Annotated in this window: 17 protein-coding genes; 14 read left to right on the plus strand and 3 right to left on the minus strand. The window is 49.7% G+C overall.

The window, feature by feature from the left end; genetic code table 11:
- The first annotated feature begins 2 nt into the window (after window positions 1-2).
- The 12 genes from gspD (at window position 3) to IDZ20_RS15465 (ending at window position 11,717) form a co-directional block, all read left to right on the plus strand.
- Complete coding sequence (gene gspD, locus IDZ20_RS15410) at window positions 3-1,961, plus strand: type II secretion system secretin GspD (protein ID WP_245792357.1); 1,959 nt, start codon at window positions 3-5, stop codon at window positions 1,959-1,961.
- A gap of 11 nt (window positions 1,962-1,972) precedes the next feature.
- Window positions 1,973-3,442, plus strand: a complete 1,470-nt coding sequence (gene gspE, locus IDZ20_RS15415; protein WP_245792358.1) for a type II secretion system ATPase GspE — start codon at window positions 1,973-1,975, stop codon at window positions 3,440-3,442.
- Between the two features lie 9 nt (window positions 3,443-3,451).
- Window positions 3,452-4,678: a type II secretion system inner membrane protein GspF gene (gene gspF / locus IDZ20_RS15420; protein WP_188152331.1), complete on the plus strand. Its 1,227-nt coding sequence runs from the start codon at window positions 3,452-3,454 to the stop codon at window positions 4,676-4,678.
- 143 nt (window positions 4,679-4,821) lie between these two features.
- A complete protein-coding gene (gspG, locus tag IDZ20_RS15425; RefSeq protein ID WP_188152332.1) occupies window positions 4,822-5,271 on the plus strand; it encodes a type II secretion system major pseudopilin GspG in 450 nt (149 codons plus the stop codon).
- 19 nt (window positions 5,272-5,290) lie between these two features.
- The gene (locus tag IDZ20_RS15430) at window positions 5,291-5,881 is read left to right on the plus strand and encodes a GspH/FimT family pseudopilin (protein ID WP_245792359.1); all 591 of its coding nucleotides are present in this window, start codon (window positions 5,291-5,293) and stop codon (window positions 5,879-5,881) included.
- 87 nt (window positions 5,882-5,968) lie between these two features.
- Window positions 5,969-6,340 carry a type II secretion system minor pseudopilin GspI gene (gene gspI, locus IDZ20_RS15435; protein ID WP_188152333.1) on the plus strand — a complete coding sequence of 124 codons (372 nt, stop codon included), beginning with the start codon at window positions 5,969-5,971 and terminating at the stop codon, window positions 6,338-6,340.
- The gene (gene gspJ / locus IDZ20_RS15440) at window positions 6,327-6,965 is read left to right on the plus strand and encodes a type II secretion system minor pseudopilin GspJ (RefSeq protein WP_188152334.1); all 639 of its coding nucleotides are present in this window, start codon (window positions 6,327-6,329) and stop codon (window positions 6,963-6,965) included. Before gspI ends, gspJ begins: the two co-directional genes overlap by 14 nt.
- Before the next feature lie 3 nt (window positions 6,966-6,968).
- The gene (gene gspK / locus IDZ20_RS15445; RefSeq protein ID WP_245792360.1) at window positions 6,969-8,075 is read left to right on the plus strand and encodes a type II secretion system minor pseudopilin GspK; all 1,107 of its coding nucleotides are present in this window, start codon (window positions 6,969-6,971) and stop codon (window positions 8,073-8,075) included.
- A gap of 41 nt (window positions 8,076-8,116) precedes the next feature.
- Window positions 8,117-9,361, plus strand: coding sequence for a type II secretion system protein GspL (gene gspL, locus IDZ20_RS15450; RefSeq protein ID WP_188152335.1), 1,245 nt, complete (start codon window positions 8,117-8,119; stop codon window positions 9,359-9,361).
- Complete coding sequence (locus tag IDZ20_RS15455) at window positions 9,358-9,837, plus strand: type II secretion system protein M (RefSeq protein WP_188152336.1); 480 nt, start codon at window positions 9,358-9,360, stop codon at window positions 9,835-9,837. The genes gspL and IDZ20_RS15455 overlap by 4 nt, the downstream gene beginning before the upstream one ends.
- A gap of 32 nt (window positions 9,838-9,869) precedes the next feature.
- Complete coding sequence (locus IDZ20_RS15460) at window positions 9,870-10,643, plus strand: type II secretion system protein N (RefSeq protein WP_188152337.1); 774 nt, start codon at window positions 9,870-9,872, stop codon at window positions 10,641-10,643.
- Window positions 10,644-10,676: 33 nt separating this feature from the next.
- Complete coding sequence (locus tag IDZ20_RS15465) at window positions 10,677-11,717, plus strand: FAD:protein FMN transferase (RefSeq protein WP_188152338.1); 1,041 nt, start codon at window positions 10,677-10,679, stop codon at window positions 11,715-11,717.
- 15 nt (window positions 11,718-11,732) lie between these two features.
- On the opposite strand, the gene IDZ20_RS15470 is transcribed toward IDZ20_RS15465, so the two are convergent.
- From IDZ20_RS15470 to IDZ20_RS15480, 3 genes are all read right to left on the minus strand, one after another.
- Window positions 11,733-12,734: an alpha/beta hydrolase gene (locus IDZ20_RS15470; protein WP_188152339.1), complete on the minus strand. Its 1,002-nt coding sequence runs from the start codon at window positions 12,732-12,734 to the stop codon at window positions 11,733-11,735.
- 316 nt (window positions 12,735-13,050) lie between these two features.
- Entirely contained in the window at window positions 13,051-14,265 is a 1,215-nt protein-coding gene (locus IDZ20_RS15475; RefSeq protein ID WP_188152340.1) for a glycoside hydrolase family 26 protein, read from the minus strand.
- A gap of 143 nt (window positions 14,266-14,408) precedes the next feature.
- Window positions 14,409-14,654 carry a DUF6316 family protein gene (locus tag IDZ20_RS15480; RefSeq protein WP_188152341.1) on the minus strand — a complete coding sequence of 82 codons (246 nt, stop codon included), beginning with the start codon at window positions 14,652-14,654 and terminating at the stop codon, window positions 14,409-14,411.
- Between the two features lie 219 nt (window positions 14,655-14,873).
- Between IDZ20_RS15480 and mpl the strand changes: the two genes are divergently transcribed.
- Both mpl and IDZ20_RS15490 read left to right on the plus strand, forming a co-directional pair.
- Window positions 14,874-16,328, plus strand: a complete 1,455-nt coding sequence (gene mpl / locus IDZ20_RS15485; protein ID WP_188152342.1) for a UDP-N-acetylmuramate:L-alanyl-gamma-D-glutamyl-meso-diaminopimelate ligase — start codon at window positions 14,874-14,876, stop codon at window positions 16,326-16,328.
- A gap of 69 nt (window positions 16,329-16,397) precedes the next feature.
- The gene (locus IDZ20_RS15490) at window positions 16,398-17,036 is read left to right on the plus strand and encodes a flavin prenyltransferase UbiX (RefSeq protein WP_188152343.1); all 639 of its coding nucleotides are present in this window, start codon (window positions 16,398-16,400) and stop codon (window positions 17,034-17,036) included.
- Window positions 17,037-17,134 lie beyond the last annotated feature (98 nt).

A 17,134-nucleotide genomic window follows, 5' to 3' on the forward strand; every position in this document is an offset into this window, starting at 1 on the left:
CCGTGTTAAAGAATATTGCAGCCATAGTTTGCGTGGCCATACTCTCACTCGCAAGTGTGAATCAGGGCTGGGCTCAAGCCAGCCCGCAACAGACTTGGACAGTCAACTTCAAAGATTCTGATATTCAAGAAGTGATTAAATTCGTGGCTGAAGTGACCGGCAAGACAATGGTCATTGACCCGCGAGTAAAAGGGCGGGTGAAGGTTATATCCCAAAAATCCCTGAGTGAACGTGAGCTTATGGAGCTGTTTCGCTCCGTGCTAGAAGTCCACGATTTCGCTGTTGTGGAAGTGGGTAATATCGTGCGGATTCTGCCGTTAAAAGATGCACGCTCGTCGCCCTTGCCAGTAACGACTCACTCGGAAATTGACGAGGGTTACGTTACCCAAGTCATTCAACTGAAAAACATTGCCGCGGCAAAAGTGCTGCCAGTGTTGCGTCCTTTGGTGCCCCAACATTCCCACTTGGCGGCCTATGATCCAAGTAACGCCATCGTGGTGTCAGATACCGCTGCAAATATTGAACGCTTAAAAGAAGTGATCAAAATGATCGATACTGCGGCGCTGCCCGTGACTGAGGTTATCGAGCTAAAGTATGCGGACGCGGACAGTTTGGTGGCAACCCTAAGCAAGTTGAGCCGAGAAGAAAATAAAGGCGCGCCGTCATCGAATCAATTGCAAATGGTCGCCGACAAGCGCAATAACGCGATTCTACTGAGCGGCGAAGACTTACAGCGCGAGCGCGCTAAATTGTTGATTTACCGTCTTGATAGGCCTCAGCATCAGACCGGTAACGTGCGCGTTGTTTACTTGGAATACGCCGATGCAAAAGAAGTGGCAACAGTGCTGAGCAAAGTTGTACAAAACATGTCCCGCCTTGAAACCGCGGGAGAGAAGGGCAAAACAAAAACTAGCGGCGCGACAGTAGAGGCCGATGAAGCGACTAACAGTATCCTAGTCACCGCTGACGGCGATACTCTCGATTCGTTGCTGGCAGTAGTTGCCCGCCTTGATATACGACGTGCACAAGTACTGGTCGAAGCGATTATTGTGGAAATCAACGCCGATGCAGACGAGAGTTTAGGTGTTGAATGGCTGTTTACGAATTCTGAAGACGGTGTTCTCGGCAGTTCCATTTCGGGTACTGCACCGATTGGCAATGTCGCTGCTGGTGCTGTAACCGGTGGAGATGAAGGCTTGCTGCAAATGGCAAATGGTCTGATTGGCACCACAGGTCAAGTGCTCGGCGCCGTTGGGGTCAATGGTCCGCAGAAGTTTGTAACCCTACTAACCGCGCTAAAGAAAAATAACAACGCCAACATTCTATCGACGCCGTCGTTGTTAACAATGGACAACCACGAGGCTAGTATTTCGGTAGGCCAGAAGGTTCCCTTTCAGACCGGTAGCTATACCGCCACCAATGGTGGTGTTGGTATCTCTAGCCCCTTCTCAACTACTCAGCGTGAAGATGTGGGTATCTTGTTGACCGTAACACCTCAGGTGAATAACGAGGGCAACAAAATTTTACTCGATGTGTCGCAAGAGGTTTCAAGCCTAACGGCCGATTCTGTGGGCGGCCAGCCGATTACCTCACAGAGTAAAATCGATACTCAAATTCTTGCGGCCGATGGTGAAATATTGGTTTTGGGTGGCCTGATTAAAGACGATATTCAAGATGGTAACCAGCGCGTTCCCCTGTTGGGTGATATCCCGCTGATCGGTAACCTGTTTAAATTCAAATCGACTAAGTATGTGCGCGCTAATCTGATGGTGTTTTTGCGGGCGAAAATTATTCGTGATGACGAGACCCTGTATGGTGCGACCGCTGAAAAATACGGCTATGTGCGCGACTTGCAGATACAGCAGCGTGAGAAAGGTTTAGAGCTAATGGATGATAGTATCGTACCGGTATTGCCAGAAATTAATTCTAAAAACCTCCGCGCTACGCCGAGCGAAGAGTAAGGGGTGGCACGGTGACTGAAGAAGTAGCCTTGGTACATACGCGTTTACCCTTTTCCTTTGCCAACACCTATGGGGTGATGCTGGAGGACGGCAAGGTGTATTCGATGCCTGGAATCAGCGGTCAAACCTTGCTTGAGCTACGCCGTCATCTCGGTCGCCCATTCGAGCTGGAAGAGCTTGATGAGGCAACCTTCAAGGCTCGGCTCACCCGCGCTTACCAGAGTACTGATGGCGAAGCCCAGCAAGCCGTTGAGGATATGGGTGCCGAGTTTGATTTGAGTGCCTTGGCCGAAGATATTCCCGACGATAGCGAGCTTTTGTCGGGCGATGGTGATGCCCCCGTTATCCGCTTGATTAACGCGGTTTTGTCTCAGGGCGTGCAGGAAAAAGCCTCGGATATTCACGTTGAACCCTACGAAGACCGGGTTTCTATTCGTTTTCGTGTCGACGGTATTTTGAACGAGGTCTTGTCGCCCAAGCCGCAGCTTGCTCCGGTACTGGTGTCGCGTTTAAAAGTTATGGCACGGCTGGATATCGCCGAGAAGCGAATTCCGCAGGATGGCCGTATTACCGTTAAGCTGGCCGGCCATGCGGTTGATATTCGTGTTTCTACCATCCCTTCTGCGCATGGCGAGCGGGTGGTGTTGCGACTCTTGGATCAGGCGGCGGGTCAGCTGTCCTTGGGTCAGCTGCGTATGCCAAAAGAGATTCAAGCCAACTTTGAGGCTGCGCTGGTAAAACCTCACGGTATTATCTTGGTTACCGGCCCTACAGGTTCCGGTAAAACTACATCGCTTTATGCCGGTTTGAGTCACTTAAACACACGCAGTCGCAATATCTTAACGGTCGAAGATCCAATCGAATATCTGTTACCTGGGATCGGTCAGACTCAGGTTAATACCAAAGTCGACATGACCTTCGCCCGCGGCTTGCGCGCGATTCTTCGACAGGATCCAGATGTGGTGATGATTGGTGAAATTCGTGACCGTGAAACCGCAGCAATTGCTGTGCAGGCGAGTTTGACCGGTCACTTGGTTCTTTCCACGCTCCACACCAATACGGCAATTGGTGCGGTCACGCGCTTGCAAGATATGGGTGTAGAGCCCTTCCTGCTTTCATCTAGTCTTGAGGCTCTTATGGCTCAGCGACTTGTTCGTATGCTTTGCAATGAATGTAAAGAGCCTCACACCGCGACAGAATCTGAATCGGTGCGCTTGGGCGTCCCTGAACATTCACTTGTTTATAAGCCAGTAGGTTGCGACAAGTGTCACCATACGGGTTATCGCGGGCGTGCTGGCATCTACGAACTCATTCTTATTGACGATCAGCTGCGCCAGCTCGTGCACGAAGGTGCTGGTGAGCAAGCGATGATTGCCTATGCCCGTAAGCATTGTAGTGCGATTGACCAAAACGGTCGCGATCGCGTGTTGAACGGCGATACCAGTATTGAGGAGGTGTTGCGGGTAACTGCAATATCCTAGTGTTAAACCATGGCCGCTTATAGTTATCAAGCGCTGGATGCGCGCGGTAAAACAGTAAAGGGTGTTATCGAAGGCGACTCCGAGCGTCAGGTTCGCAACCAGTTGCGTGCTAAGCAACTGAAACCTTTAAACGTTAAAACCACGCGGCAAAAAAATACCGGTAAATCAGACTCGGGTTTTGGCTTCCAGTTTGGTCGCCCGCACATGAATTATCGTGACGTGTCGCTGGTAACGCGGCAGCTGGCATCGCTGGTGCAATCGGGCCTGCCCATTGACGAGGTGCTCCACTCTACGGCCAAGCAGAGCCGTAAACCCGCTGCAAAAACAATCTTGTTGCAAGTGCGCTCAAGAGTACTTGAGGGCTTGGGTTTGGCGCAGGCTATGGCCGAAGTGCCGCGTGTGTTCGACAACCTCTACCGCGCCATGGTTAAAGCAGGTGAATCGTCCGGCTATCTCGGCCCCGTTCTAGAGCAGCTCGCCGACTACACCGAGCGAACTCAAGAGACTAAGCAAAAGTTAAAGATGGCGATGGTCTACCCGATCATCATGATCTGCGTCAGTATCTCTGTGGTGACTTTGCTGATGGTCAAGGTGGTACCCAAGCTGGTTGGGCTGTTCGAGCGCAACAAATCTGATTTGCCCGCGGTTACTGAATTCCTGATAGGCGCCAGCAATTTTTTGGTTAACTACGGTATCTTTTTATTGCTCGGCCTTGTTGCGCTCGGTGCTTTTTTAAAGTGGTTGTTACGTTCAGAAAAACGCAAACGCGCTTGGCATAAAATCCAATTGCGACTGCCGTTGATGGGTGAGTTGATTATGCAGGGCGAGTGTTCTCGTTATGCGAATACCCTCGGGTTACTGGTGAACTCGGGCGTACCTTTGTTGGAAGGCTTGCGGATTGCCTCTCAGGTTCTTACCAATAACGAACTGAAGCGCGCTAGTCAGGAAGTGGCTATTGCGGTGCAAGAAGGTTCCAGTTTACACAAAGCTTTGGATCAGGCGGGCGCATTCCCTCCCTTGCTGGTACAGATGGCCGCCAGTGGTGAAGCCAACGGTAAGTTAGCCGAACAGCTGCTGCATGCGGCGCGCAACCAAGAGCGCGAGCTAGAGTTTTCTGTGAATACCGCTTTGGGTTTGATGGAGCCTTTAATGGTGTTGTTTATGGGCGGTATCGTCACTTTTATTGTAATTGCTATTTTGTTGCCCATTTTCCAGATGAATCAGTTGGTACACTAGCTTGAATACGAGGCCTTGGTTTGCAGGCTTGCTCAACGAAATATGATTATTGATGGATAGATAACAGCCAATTGTCTGCGCTTATCGTTAAGCCGACATAAGACTCAAGAATTTAAGCACGACCTTAGGAAGGAAGTAACACGATGATAAAAGCAAAAAACATGAAAGGCTTCAGCCTTATCGAAATTATGGTGGTATTGGTGATTATGGGTTTACTCGCCTCGATCGTGGCTCCCAACGTTATGGAGGCCCTCTCAGGCAGTAAATTACAGAAGGTACAGGCCGACTTCGCCAACATTGAAACCGCGCTAAAAATGTACAAGCTTGATAACTTTGTCTACCCGAGTAGTGAGCAGGGTTTGGAAGCTTTGGTGAGTCGTCCGAGCTCCTCGCCAGAACCTAAGAATTGGCGTAAAGGCGGTTATCTACCCGAATTGCCGGAAGATCCATGGGGAACTCCTTACCTCTACACCAGTCCTGCGGATGGCCATCCCTACGAGATTTACACGCTCGGCGCTGACGGCGTACGTGGTGGGCAGGAAGAAGGCACCGATATTGGCAATTGGGATAAAGCTGGCGACAATAATCAATAGCGCATACTAGGTAACATTTATGGCGAAAACGATGGGTATGCGAGCGAATAAACGCTGCGCGGGGTTTTCGCTTTTAGAAATTCTAGTAGTACTAGTGGTCATTGGCGTGGTGATGGGCGGTGTTAGCGTCTCTGTAAACCAAGGCGGGCCAGAAAAACAGATGCGTAGCGCGGTAGAAAAGTTTGCCAATTACGCTGATTTTGCCAGTGAAATGTCAGTACTCAATGGCCGCCCTTTTGGTCTGTTACTCGAGCCGCCAAGCTGGAGTGAAAACCCAGAAGATCGCGGTTGGCGCTATAAATGGCAAGTAATGACCGAGCAGGGCTGGATCGATTACCCTGAGCTGCCGGCCGTCGAACTTGACCGTGAAATAAAGCTCTTTATCAGTATCGACGATGAAGATTGGGATTGGCAAGACGCGCCGGAGGTAAATCTCCCTGCCATAGCTTTTTACCCAGATGGTGAAGCTACACGGTTTAATATTGAATTTAGTCTCGACGATTTCGACGAAACCAGCGAGAACGTTGCACTGGATGACTGGGGTCGCGTAGTTTGGGTCGAGAAAGAAGAAATGCTGGAAGAGATTAAAGAGGAACTGGGTGATTTTTAACATCCAAAGAGCAGAGGGTTTAACTTTGTGCTGGTGGCAACTATGTTGCTGATACGCTTGCAATTGAGGTAATACTGAATAAATACCATGAACAAGGTTGCCGGTTTTACCCTCATAGAAGTGTTGATTGCTCTCATTATTGTTGGTGTTGCACTACCTGCGTTGTTATTACGTGTGCAGTCGGTGTCAGATCATACTGGTGCGATTGAAGAAAAAACCTATGCCTATTGGATTGCCTCCAACAAGTTGGAAGAAATCACCCTAGACGCCAGAATTAAAAAACAGATACCTAAAAGCGAACGTCATGACACGATTGACTATGCCGGCCGCGAATGGCATTGGCGGATAAAGCCAGAGACAACGGCAACTGAAAAGTTATATCGAATTGAGATTAGTGTTGGTATCGACGATGACTCGTCAATTGCAACGCTAGCGGGGTTTGTTTATGACCCCAATTAGAGGTCAGCGTGGGATCTCGCTACTCGAAGTTTTAATCGCAGCGGTAATCATGGCAACGATCGCGGTATTGGCGTTTGGAGCGCTAGATGTGAGTCAGCGTTCTGCCGAGGTTAGTACCGATAAAATTCGTGAAATCCAACTGCTTGATCGCAGCTGGGTATTGGTTGAAAACGATTTGCGCAATGCGTTGCGCTACGCCGGCATCAATCAATTTGGCGATTTAATGCCGTCGATGTTAATTGACGAACGGGGTGAGTTCCCGTTCATGTTTATTCGCGGCGGCATGGCCAACCCCTTGGGGAATCCACGTACCGAAGTTATGCGTGTAGCCTATCGGGTAGAAGATGAAATTTTAATGCGCTATAGCTGGATTGACCCATTTAATGTCGATGAAGATATTGCTCGGGTACAAAAGATTTTAGCGGGCGTTTCGGAATTTTCGGTAACAGCTTTACCCGATCAAGGTGCAACAGGTGTTAAAGAAGGCCCTTGGTTGGATGAGTGGCCCGGCAATGGAACCAGCAGCGCCACGCCAGATAAACTGCCGATCGCCGTTAAGATTTCGTTCGAGCTTGAAGGCCGTGGTGAATTGACCCGCCTGTTCGCCCTGCTGCCGGGAGACTAGCGAATGACCACACAGAAAAAACCGCTGCAAATGAATTCAACAGGATTCAAGCGAGGCCCACAGCAAAGCCAGCGAGGCGTTGCACTGGTGTTGGCGTTGTTGATTGTCGCCTTGGTCACCACTATTGCAGTTGAGCTGAGTTGGCGTTTTGATCTCAGTATTGTCCGTGCTGGTAATCGCTGGTTTGGTATGCAGGGCGATATCTATTTACGTGGTGCGGAAGACTTTGCCAAGTGGGGGTTGCAGCAGGACAAACTGCAAGAGCAGGCGAGTGGCAAGGCAATTGATACGCTTTACGATGTTTGGGCAACACCCTTAGAAGCACCGATCGATGAGAGTTGGATTCGCGGTCGTATGGAAGATGCTCAGGGCCGATTTAATTTAAATTTGCTAGCAAAAAGTGCTCAGCCTATTAAGGGGCGCGCGCCAGAACCCTGGGAACGATTTACGGCGAGTCAGCGGCGCTTTATTCGATTGTTGCAAACTATCAATTTGAGCGATTCCACTCTTGAAGGTGAGGGTGTATATCTCGATGAGCAGTCGGCGATAAATATTACTGAGGCCGTCATCGACTGGATTGACGTCGACAGCAATGTAACAGGGTTTGGCGGCGCCGAATCTGATTATTACAGTGGTTTGGAGCCGCCCTACCTCGTCGCCAATAAAAAGTTTATGAGTGTAAGCGAGCTCTATTTAATTCGCGGCATGAATTATAAGTTGTATCAGGGCTTGCTGCCTTTTGTGATCGCGTTACCGGAGCAAGCTTTAACTAATGTTAATACCATGTCCTTAGAAATGTTGCGTACTATTAATGATAAGCGATCGTTAATGCCGAATAGTATCGAAGACGCGCAGTATATTTTCTCTGAGCGCGGTGGCGGTTTTGACACAGTTGGCGACTTTCAAGGCGCATCTTCAGTTGATCAGGTTGTCGGTGTCGCTGCGAATGGTCAAAGTAATTTTGATGCGACAGATCTAGTGGTCGCCACCGAATATTTTTTATTGTTTACCGAAGTGCAGGTGGATGACTATATTCGTCGCAGTAAAAGTTTGTTGCGACGGGTGAATGACGAAGTGACAACCCTTAGGCGCACAGACGCTAATTTTTAAGTAAGAGCCTGGCGACGGGCCCAACAATAGAGATAAGAATCGTGGCTGAAAAATTATTCGCCCGTAACACAGCAGATGGCCTTTGGCAGTGGCGCCGAGTCGCCAGCGATGGCCATTGGTCTGGCGACACTTTTAAAACTGGCGATGCCGATGCCTTGGCGCAAGAGGTAGGCGGCGACGACTTGCCTGTAGCCTTAGTTGTACCCGGCCAGTGGGTGGTGTCTACCCATGTTGAAATCGATATTAAAGATAAGCGTCACTTCGCCAAGTTACTTCCTTATGAAATGGAAGAAGAGCTGATTGATAGCGTTGAAGATTTACACATGGCGTTCGGCCCTATTACCGGCGATTCCGTGGATGTTCTTTATTTAAAATCGGATGTAATGAATAGTGTGGTGGCAGACCTTATTGCCGCCAACTGCGATTTCCGCACAGCGCTGCCAGATTATTTAAATCTGATCGTAGAAGATAAAGGGTTAACCTTTATCTACGAGGACGGCGTTGTCATAGCGCGACTCGGGAAGATGCGCGGCTTTGCGATAGAGGCGAGTATGGCGCCAATGATACTTGCCGACCTTGGTGAAACGCAAAAGGTCGATGGCCCTATTAATTTGGTCGCGGAAAATGATTACGACCTCGATAAGTTAACCCTTTGGCTGCCGGAGCAGTGGCGTTCGGAAGCGGAAGACAGCCCAGAACTGGTACGAAATATTGGTGGGCTTTGGGATTGGATCGATACCGGCAGCGATCGCCAGCCGATAAATTTACGCAGTGGCAGTTACTCGCGTCAGCTACCGCTTACACGTTGGCTGCAGGAATGGAAAACACCACTGGTTGCACTCGCCGCCGCTTATGTTATTGCGCTCGCCGTTACCTTCTTTCAATATCAAGTGGCGAAGAGTCAGCAGAAAACAATTCTTTCGCAGATGAACGCCGTTTATCAGCAGGCCGTTCCCAATGGTCGTGGTGGCGACCCTGAGCGAAAGTTAGAAACGCTCGTGAAAACGCTAAAGGGTGGACCATCCGGCGGTACAACTAACTTTGTTGCACTATTAAATAGCGTTGCCAAGGCGGTGAAGCAGGCCGGCAATATCACCATGAGCAGCATCCGCTACACGGGTGATCAGCGCGAGTTAATGTTGAATATTGAGGGCAGTAGTTTTGCCGAGCTCGAAACCTTGCGTGGGGCTGTTACCGCTGAAGGCTTTGCGGCGGAGTTACTGCGTGTTGAAGCTAAAGGTGATCGTCACAGCGCGCGCATGAAAGTAACAGAGGTGGCTAAGTGAACGAAATAAAAGAATGGTGGAATCAGGCCTCCAGTCGTGACCAGATTTATCTTGTGGCTCTCGGCCTAGTCTTAGCTTTGTATTTTTTGTACGCGGCAATTTTGAAGCCGACCTACGATATGCGTAATGCTCAGTTGCGAACCAATATTGCGCAAACAGAAGCCTTGGCGCGAGTACGTGAATATGCGGCAATTTGGATGAGTCGAGATGAAGCTAACGCCGGCGCGGCGAAGAAAGCCAGTATTGTTGAAGCGGTGGATGAGAGTTTACGCAAGCACAGCTTACAGTTATCGGGTATGCAGCCCAGTGGCAATAGCGATGTGCGCTTGCGTTTAGACCAAGTAAATTTTGACAACTTTTTGGCTTGGGTAAATGAAGTTGAGAATGCTCAGCGCATAGAGATAAAAGATCTTTCTATCGCAAACGGTTCAAACCCAGGATTTGTTTCGGTCAACGTGCGCTTACATCGCGATTAACTCTGACTAAAAAATAATACAAGACTCAAACTATGGCCCTTAAATTACTCAAGCCACTCGCCATTGTGTTTCTCGTGGTGTATTTCGTTTATTTGGTTGTCTCCCGCGCTCCTGCCGAGTTGGCGGCATCAGCCCTGCATAAGCGTGTGCCGGCGCTATGGCTTACCGGCGTGAAAGGCACCGTGTGGTCTGGCCAAGCGGCCAGCGGTCAATACGACCTAGCAAAATCGTCGCTACCGCTCGGAGAGGTTAAGTGGCGCATCAGCTTTTGGTCGCTACTGACTTTGAAGCCCTGTATCCAATTTGAGACCGGCCCGTCGAGCACCACCGCGAGTGGCAAAGCGTGTCAAAGTTTGGCGGGTACCACCTATTTAAAAGATTTGAGTATTAATTCCAGTGTTGCACCGTTTAGCGAATATCTAGCGGTAGAGTTAGGTGGTCGAGGTTCGGTTGATGTCGTTACTGGCGAGCTGCGTTTTGGTAGTAACAATAGTGTTAATGTGGAATCTTTGGATGCCCGTCTCGCATGGCAAAATGCGCAGGCTAACACTGGTGACTCATGGATGAATTTAGGCTCCTACGCCGCAACGGTGAAGGAAAATACCAGTAAAGGTGTAACCGCACAGATCTTTAATTTAGAAGCGCCAGTGAATATGGAAATGGCCGCCAACTGGACTCAGGAGAGTGGCTGGCATCTAAATGGCAGTGTGGTGATGCTCGAAAAGGCTCCCGACTTACTCAAGCAAGGTATTCAGTTGGTGGGCCAAGAGTTGGCGCCGAACACCTATCAAGTCACTTGGCCTTAACCGACCCATCGGCCTCTAGTTGGAGTGCCAGCGATGTTTGCGAATAAATTCCCGCCGTTAACCGCGTATCTATTGTGTTTATGTTCGCTAGGTATTTTCTCTGCCAAAGCTAACGCCGCTTGGGTGGAGGATACGCAGAACATTATGGGTACGCGTATCAGTATTAGCTTCTGGCATGACTCAGCCGCAATTGCACAGCGCGCGCTTGCCGATGGCATGGCTGAAATGCGTCGTATCGACCAAACACTTTCCCCCTATATTGAAACTAGTGATTTAGCTTTGCTGAATAAAAATGCAGCGGCTGCACCGCAAGCCATCTCTGACGAGTTATTATTTTTAGTCGATAAATCGCTCTATTACAGCCGCTTAAGTGACGGCGCCTTTGATATTACCTTCGCTTCGCTCGGTTGGTTTTACGACTACCGCAATAAGTTACAGCCGAGTGTGAAGCAGCGCGACAAATTGTTACCGGCGATTAATTACAAGTGGTTGCAGTTGAACCCTAAGCAAAAAACGTTGCGCTTTTTACACCCGAATGTGCGCATCGATCTCGGTGGAATCGCGAAAGGTTACGCGGTCGATCGAGTTATTGATATTTTAAAAGGCTACGGTGTTGAGCACGCGACAGTAAGTGCCGGAGGCGATAGCCGAGTGTTGGGCGACAAAGGTGGTCGGCCTTGGATGGTGGGAATTAAAAACCCACGGGACGGCGGCGATGAAAGCGCCGCGCCGGTTATTCGTTTACCGTTAGAAAATGTCGCAATTTCTACCTCGGGTGATTACGAGCGCTATTTTATTGATGATCAAGGTCATCGCGTGCACCACATTATCAATCCTAAAACGGGCGAGTCCGCTAGTGGTCTGGTTAGTGTCACCATACTCGGGCCACAGGGCGCCGATACCGATCCGTTATCGACAACCGTATTCGTACTCGGTGTTGAAAAAGGGTTGGCGCTTATCAATCAGTTGCGAGGGTTTGATGCGATTTTAATCGATAGCAAAGGCACTGTTTTTTACAGTGACGGTTTGCTAGCACCTGATGCCGCGCCTGCAACTAGCGGCGCCGCGAGCTAAAGTTGTGTTTAGGTACTAATTACTTAGGCTTGTAACAAGGTCGTCGAGTAAATTCATATCCATTGTTTCGGCATCTATCAGGGTGAAGTGATCGGCGTTGGTTAAAATTAAATGGCTGCTGATATCCCCGCTGGCTACTGCGCTATCGGCGAATGCTTGGCTAAGCCTTGCTGGAACGATCGAGTCCTTATCGCCACTGATCATTACGGTCTCAATTTCAAACGGTAGTAGCTTTACGGGAGAGGCGCTGGCTAGCCTTGCGGTTCGCTCCGCTGCCGAAATGTTATCGCCAATGATTGCTTGTGCACCGTAGCTGCAAGCTCCGCTTTCTAAGTCACCGATACCGGCCAAAGATACAACACCTGCCACAGGCTGTGGTGTCGGGTTATACAGCTCGCTGCTCATCGGGATATTTCCCCTGCCTGCCAACCACAACGCAAGATGACCGCCAGCACTATGCCCCATGGTTACCACACGATTGGTGTCTATCGGGTACTGGTTAGCAAGGGTCCGCAGGTAATCGGTTGCGCGAGCTACATCGAGAAACATATTCGGCCATTCACCACCATTACCTAGGCTGCGATACTCTATATTCCAAACAAAGAAGCCACGCGAAGCGAGGTCTGCAGAGAGTTCGTCCATTAATCGCAGGCTATAGGATGAGCTCCAGCAGCCGCCGTGGATCATTACCACCACTGGTTTTTTGTCTGCAGCGCTCAGTGATGGTTGATAGAGATCGCCGAACTGATAGTCGCCACTCGCCCAGCCTATTCGTGTCGGGTTGGTTGGAGCCGGTTGTGGTGTTGCGCTGGGCCCTGCATTTGGCGGTTCAGCAGTAGCCACTTGTGAGGGCGGTGATGTCGGAACTGATGTGGATGTTTCGATATTGCGATCTGCTCCGCCGCAGCCAACGAGGATAATAACCCACAAAGATAGGCTGAACGTTTTCGTATTTCGGGCTTTGTTATCGCTGGTCATCATCAACGCCCGTCGACAACTATTGATCAAATTCAGCATAGCTTTAAACGCCATTGTCTAGATGAGTTTTTACCGAATGGATGCTAAACAGCGGCCATCGCTATAGATAATCGATACCTAATCCAATATACGCGAGGTCGGTTTGTTTGGATGTTCTGACGTTGTCGAGGGAGTTGTTTTGGTCAAACAGGGCGCTTGGAGTTGATGCCGCTGGGGTGCTAGGCCGGAAATGGTGGATGCGATAAATAAAATAGTTGGTAAGCGATTTAGAGAAATCAGTAAAGGCGCGGGAATATCAACGCCTTTACTGATTGTTACAAGGAGATCTAGATAAATAGGCTCATATCAAAACAGCCTAGCGGTAGATGTCCTTTAATTGATCTTCGAAGATTGTCACAGGGTTGTTATAGAACTCTAGGAAGTTAGCTTCACTTTTGTGTCCTTTGTAAGGCGCGTAGAAGTGATCGATATTTTCTTTTGCTTTGTTAGCGTTACGCCAAACAAGAAAGTATGAAATTCTGCGAGCGTCGTCGTCAGCCATAATCGCGTCGAGAATAATATCTGTCCAGAAACCGTCATCAGATACTGTTTCTTGACCACCTTCAGTCAGTGCAGCGACTTTGTTCTTCTGCTGGGCAATTTTGCTAACAGCGGCAAGGCTCTTAATAAATACATCGCGGCTTTCGCGTGCGCTAACCTTGTTGTAAGGATGACCAAGATCCCAGTAGTTGTCTAAACCGATGATGTCGACATAGTCGTCGCCGGGATAACCATACATGTAACCTTCCATCGGGTTATTGATATCCATGCGGCTGCGATCCGGTGAAAAGGCGTAGATCAAATTAGTTACACCTTTTTCATTGCGCAAATAGTCGATGGTAAATTGCCATAGGGCTATATAGTCGGCCTCGTTGGATGGGCCTTTACCCCACCAAAACCAGTCGCCGTTATGTTCGTGCCAAGGGCGGAAAATAACCGGAGCCAGCTCGGTCGAGCCATCGCTATTTGTTACCTTAAGCGCATTGTTAAATTCAACAAATTTATCCAAGGCGTCGATGAGCTTTGCGTGTGCTTCGCCACCGGGGATAAGTTTTGCAACCGTTGGCGCTTTATCCCAAGACGAGCCACCGGTCACCAGATCACGCATATGCCAGCTAATAGTACTGATGCCGCCGCGATTAAAGGTGTTGATGATTTCCTGCTGGATAAAATCAAAGCGGATGCCATCTAGGTTGTTGGCATCGCCGATTTCGAGGTGGCCAATATCCCAACCAAATACCGCTGGGTAGGAGCCGGTAATGTCTTTGACATCAGAGCGATTAGCTTCGCCGATCCATTTAACGCCGTAGGCGGTAGTATTTTGGTGCCCAAAAAGTAAATGACTATAGCTAAGGGCGGCCAGGTTACGATAAAGCGCTTGAGTCTTCGCGGTGGCTTTTGGTGTAACTAAGGTTGGCTTTGTGAATGGACTTTTGGTTGCCGCCGAGTCTTTTGCCAAGGAGCATGCGGTAAGGAGAGGGATAGCAACGAGGGCGGCAAGTAACAGCTTGCCTGGGAATTTGAACTTCATGTGAATTCCTGCTGATTTGATGGGTGGTGAGATTTTATTAAGTGTTCCAATATAACCTAATAGTTTAGACGCTATTCCGCTGCGAGTTATGTTTTTATGCGATATAGACGCGGTAGGCTAATATTTGTTGACGCAAGCGTTAGTTAGCTCCAGTGATGTGTTTGCCAGTGCCCACTGGCGGCAACTTTGGCTGCTTGTTCCGGTGTGGTTCCGCGTACCTTTAAGCAATCCATATAGAGTTGTAAGCCGTCTGAGGCTGCTTGTACAGATGGGAAAGGGCCGACATTCTCGCCCTCGCGGGTTGTAAAATACCACTTCGAATCTACACAGAAGTAACGCTTGGATCTAAACCAAACCTTCTCGGGCTCGTCTGGCGGGCGTTTATCCATGGTAAAGTTCTCGGTTTATCAATGGCTTAAGTAGCAACAGTTAAGACTGATTATAGTCATTATCTTGACCGGCGCGCGGTATGAGTTATTCACAGTTGTGGCGTGATAATTGCCATTTTGCACAAAAACCCCGTTATGTCCAATTCAAACAGGCGTGCTAAGCTCGCGCCAATTGTTTTTGGGTCGTATTTTTAAGGCTTAGATTAGAGGCGAGTTTAGATGCATATTCATATTCTCGGGATCTGCGGCACCTTTATGGGCTCTTTAGCTCAATTGGCGTGTGCTGCGGGGCATCGAGTGACGGGCTGTGACAGCAACGTCTACCCACCAATGAGTACTCAGCTAGAGCAGGTTGGTATCGAGCTAATAGAAGGGTTTCAGCCTGAACAGCTGCAGTTAAACCCCGATATGATCGTGGTTGGCAATGTTGTGAGCCGCGGCAACCCATTGATGGAAGCGGTTATGGAACGTGGCATTCCCTACACCTCCGGCCCGCAATGGATGTCTGACCATCTGTTACAAGGTCGCTGGGTAATGGCTGTTGCCGGTACGCACGGCAAAACCACAACTTCGAGTATGTTGGCGTGGATATTAGAGCAGGCTGGCATGGCGCCGGGATACCTCATTGGTGGTGTGCCCGCCAACTTCAGTTGCTCGGCGCGGTTGGGCGACAGTGACTTTTTTGTTATTGAAGCCGATGAGTACGATACCGCGTTTTTTGATAAGCGCTCTAAGTTCGTCCACTATCGGCCGCGCACTCTAGTACTCAACAACCTCGAATATGATCATGCCGATATTTTTCCTGACTTGGCTGCAATCCAGCGTCAGTTTCACCACCTAATTCGCACCGTACCTGCAAATGGTCAGATCCTAACGTCGGCCGATAGTGCTGCGCTGGAGGAAGTCTTGGAGATGGGGTGCTGGAGCGAGGTGAAACGCCTTGGGGAGCGAGCCAACAGCGACTGCGAATGGCAAGTAGAGAAACGTTCTGCCGATGGTAGCCACTTTTGTGTCTACCTATCTGGGGAGTTAGTTGGCGAGGTGAGTTGGGGGCTGCGCGGTGACCACAATCTACAAAATGCCTTAGCCGCGCTCGCCGCCGCGCGCCATGTAGGCGTTACGCCAGACCACGCTTGCGAAGCATTGGCATCTTTTAAAGGTGTAAAGCGACGACTAGAGTTGCTGGGCGAAGTTGGGCGTGGCGGCAGGGTAAAACTCTATGACGACTTTGCTCATCACCCGACGGCAATCACTTCTACCCTCGAAGGCGTGAGAGCTGGCATTGGTAGTGATCGCTTACTCGCGATTATCGAGCCGCGTTCAAATACGATGAAACTGGGGGTGCATAAGCAAGCCTTAGCCGATTCAGTAAAGGCCGCCGATGAGAGCTTTTGGTATCAGCCTGGGCAGTTGGAGTGGCAGCTCGCGGAGACCCTACAGTCTGGCGATACCTTATCGTCAAGTGACGGTAGCTCGAGTGCGGCGACTGTATTTGCAACCACGGACGCTATTGTTGCCGCAACAGTAGAGCGTGTTACGTGCGATCAATCCGTTAATTGGCATTTGGTGATTATGAGTAATGGTGGTTTTGAGAATATCCATCAGCGCCTTTTGACCGCTTTGCAAGCTGCGTTGCGCGGAGAAACAGCCGTTAGTGATCTATTGATTGACTAAGTAGCCCTGAGCGAAAAAACCGCCTCCAGCACAAAACAACCTAGCCCACTAAATATTTAGGATTAGAAAATGAGCTTCAACAGAACGATCACCCTAGCGATGACCGGAGCTTCCGGAGCCGATTACGGTTTGCGTTTGCTGCAATGCTTGCTTGCAGCCAATTGCCGAGTGTATTTGTTAATCTCACGGGCTGCAGAAGTGGTGATCAACACCGAAACAACTATGTCGCTACCCGAAGGGGCAGCTGCTCAGCAAGCTTTCTTAGCGAGTCGCTTTGATGCGGTGCCGAATCAGCTAGTGGTATTTTCTCGAGAGGATTGGTTTTCTCCGGTTGCATCGGGTTCGAGTAGCCCGAGCAGTATGGTGGTGTGCCCAGCCAGCGGTGGCACGCTTTCAGCGATTGCCCAGGGTGCCAGTAATAACCTAATCGAACGCGCCGCAGATGTAGCGCTAAAAGAGCGACGCCAGCTAATTTTGGTGCCGCGCGAAACGCCCTATTCGGAAATCCACCTTAAGAATATGCTGGCTTTGACGCAGATGGGAGCGGTGGTGTTGCCCGCGAGCCCGGGGTTTTATACCAAGCCGAATGGTATTGAGGATCTTATTGATTTTATTGTGGCAAGAATCCTTGATCAGCTAAACATAGAGCAAGAGCTGTTTCCTCGCTGGGGCGAAGGTGATGTTGTGAGTCTGCCGAACCTAGATTAAACCGAGTACCTTGGCCGTTACGGCCGCAAAAATCAGCAGGATTGCAGCAGCGGCAGCAATCGCCACGCGATTCTTTCCACTGTTGTCTACCGGTTCTT

The organism is Teredinibacter waterburyi (assembly GCF_001922985.1).
Lineage (GTDB): Bacteria > Pseudomonadota > Gammaproteobacteria > Pseudomonadales > Cellvibrionaceae > Teredinibacter > Teredinibacter waterburyi.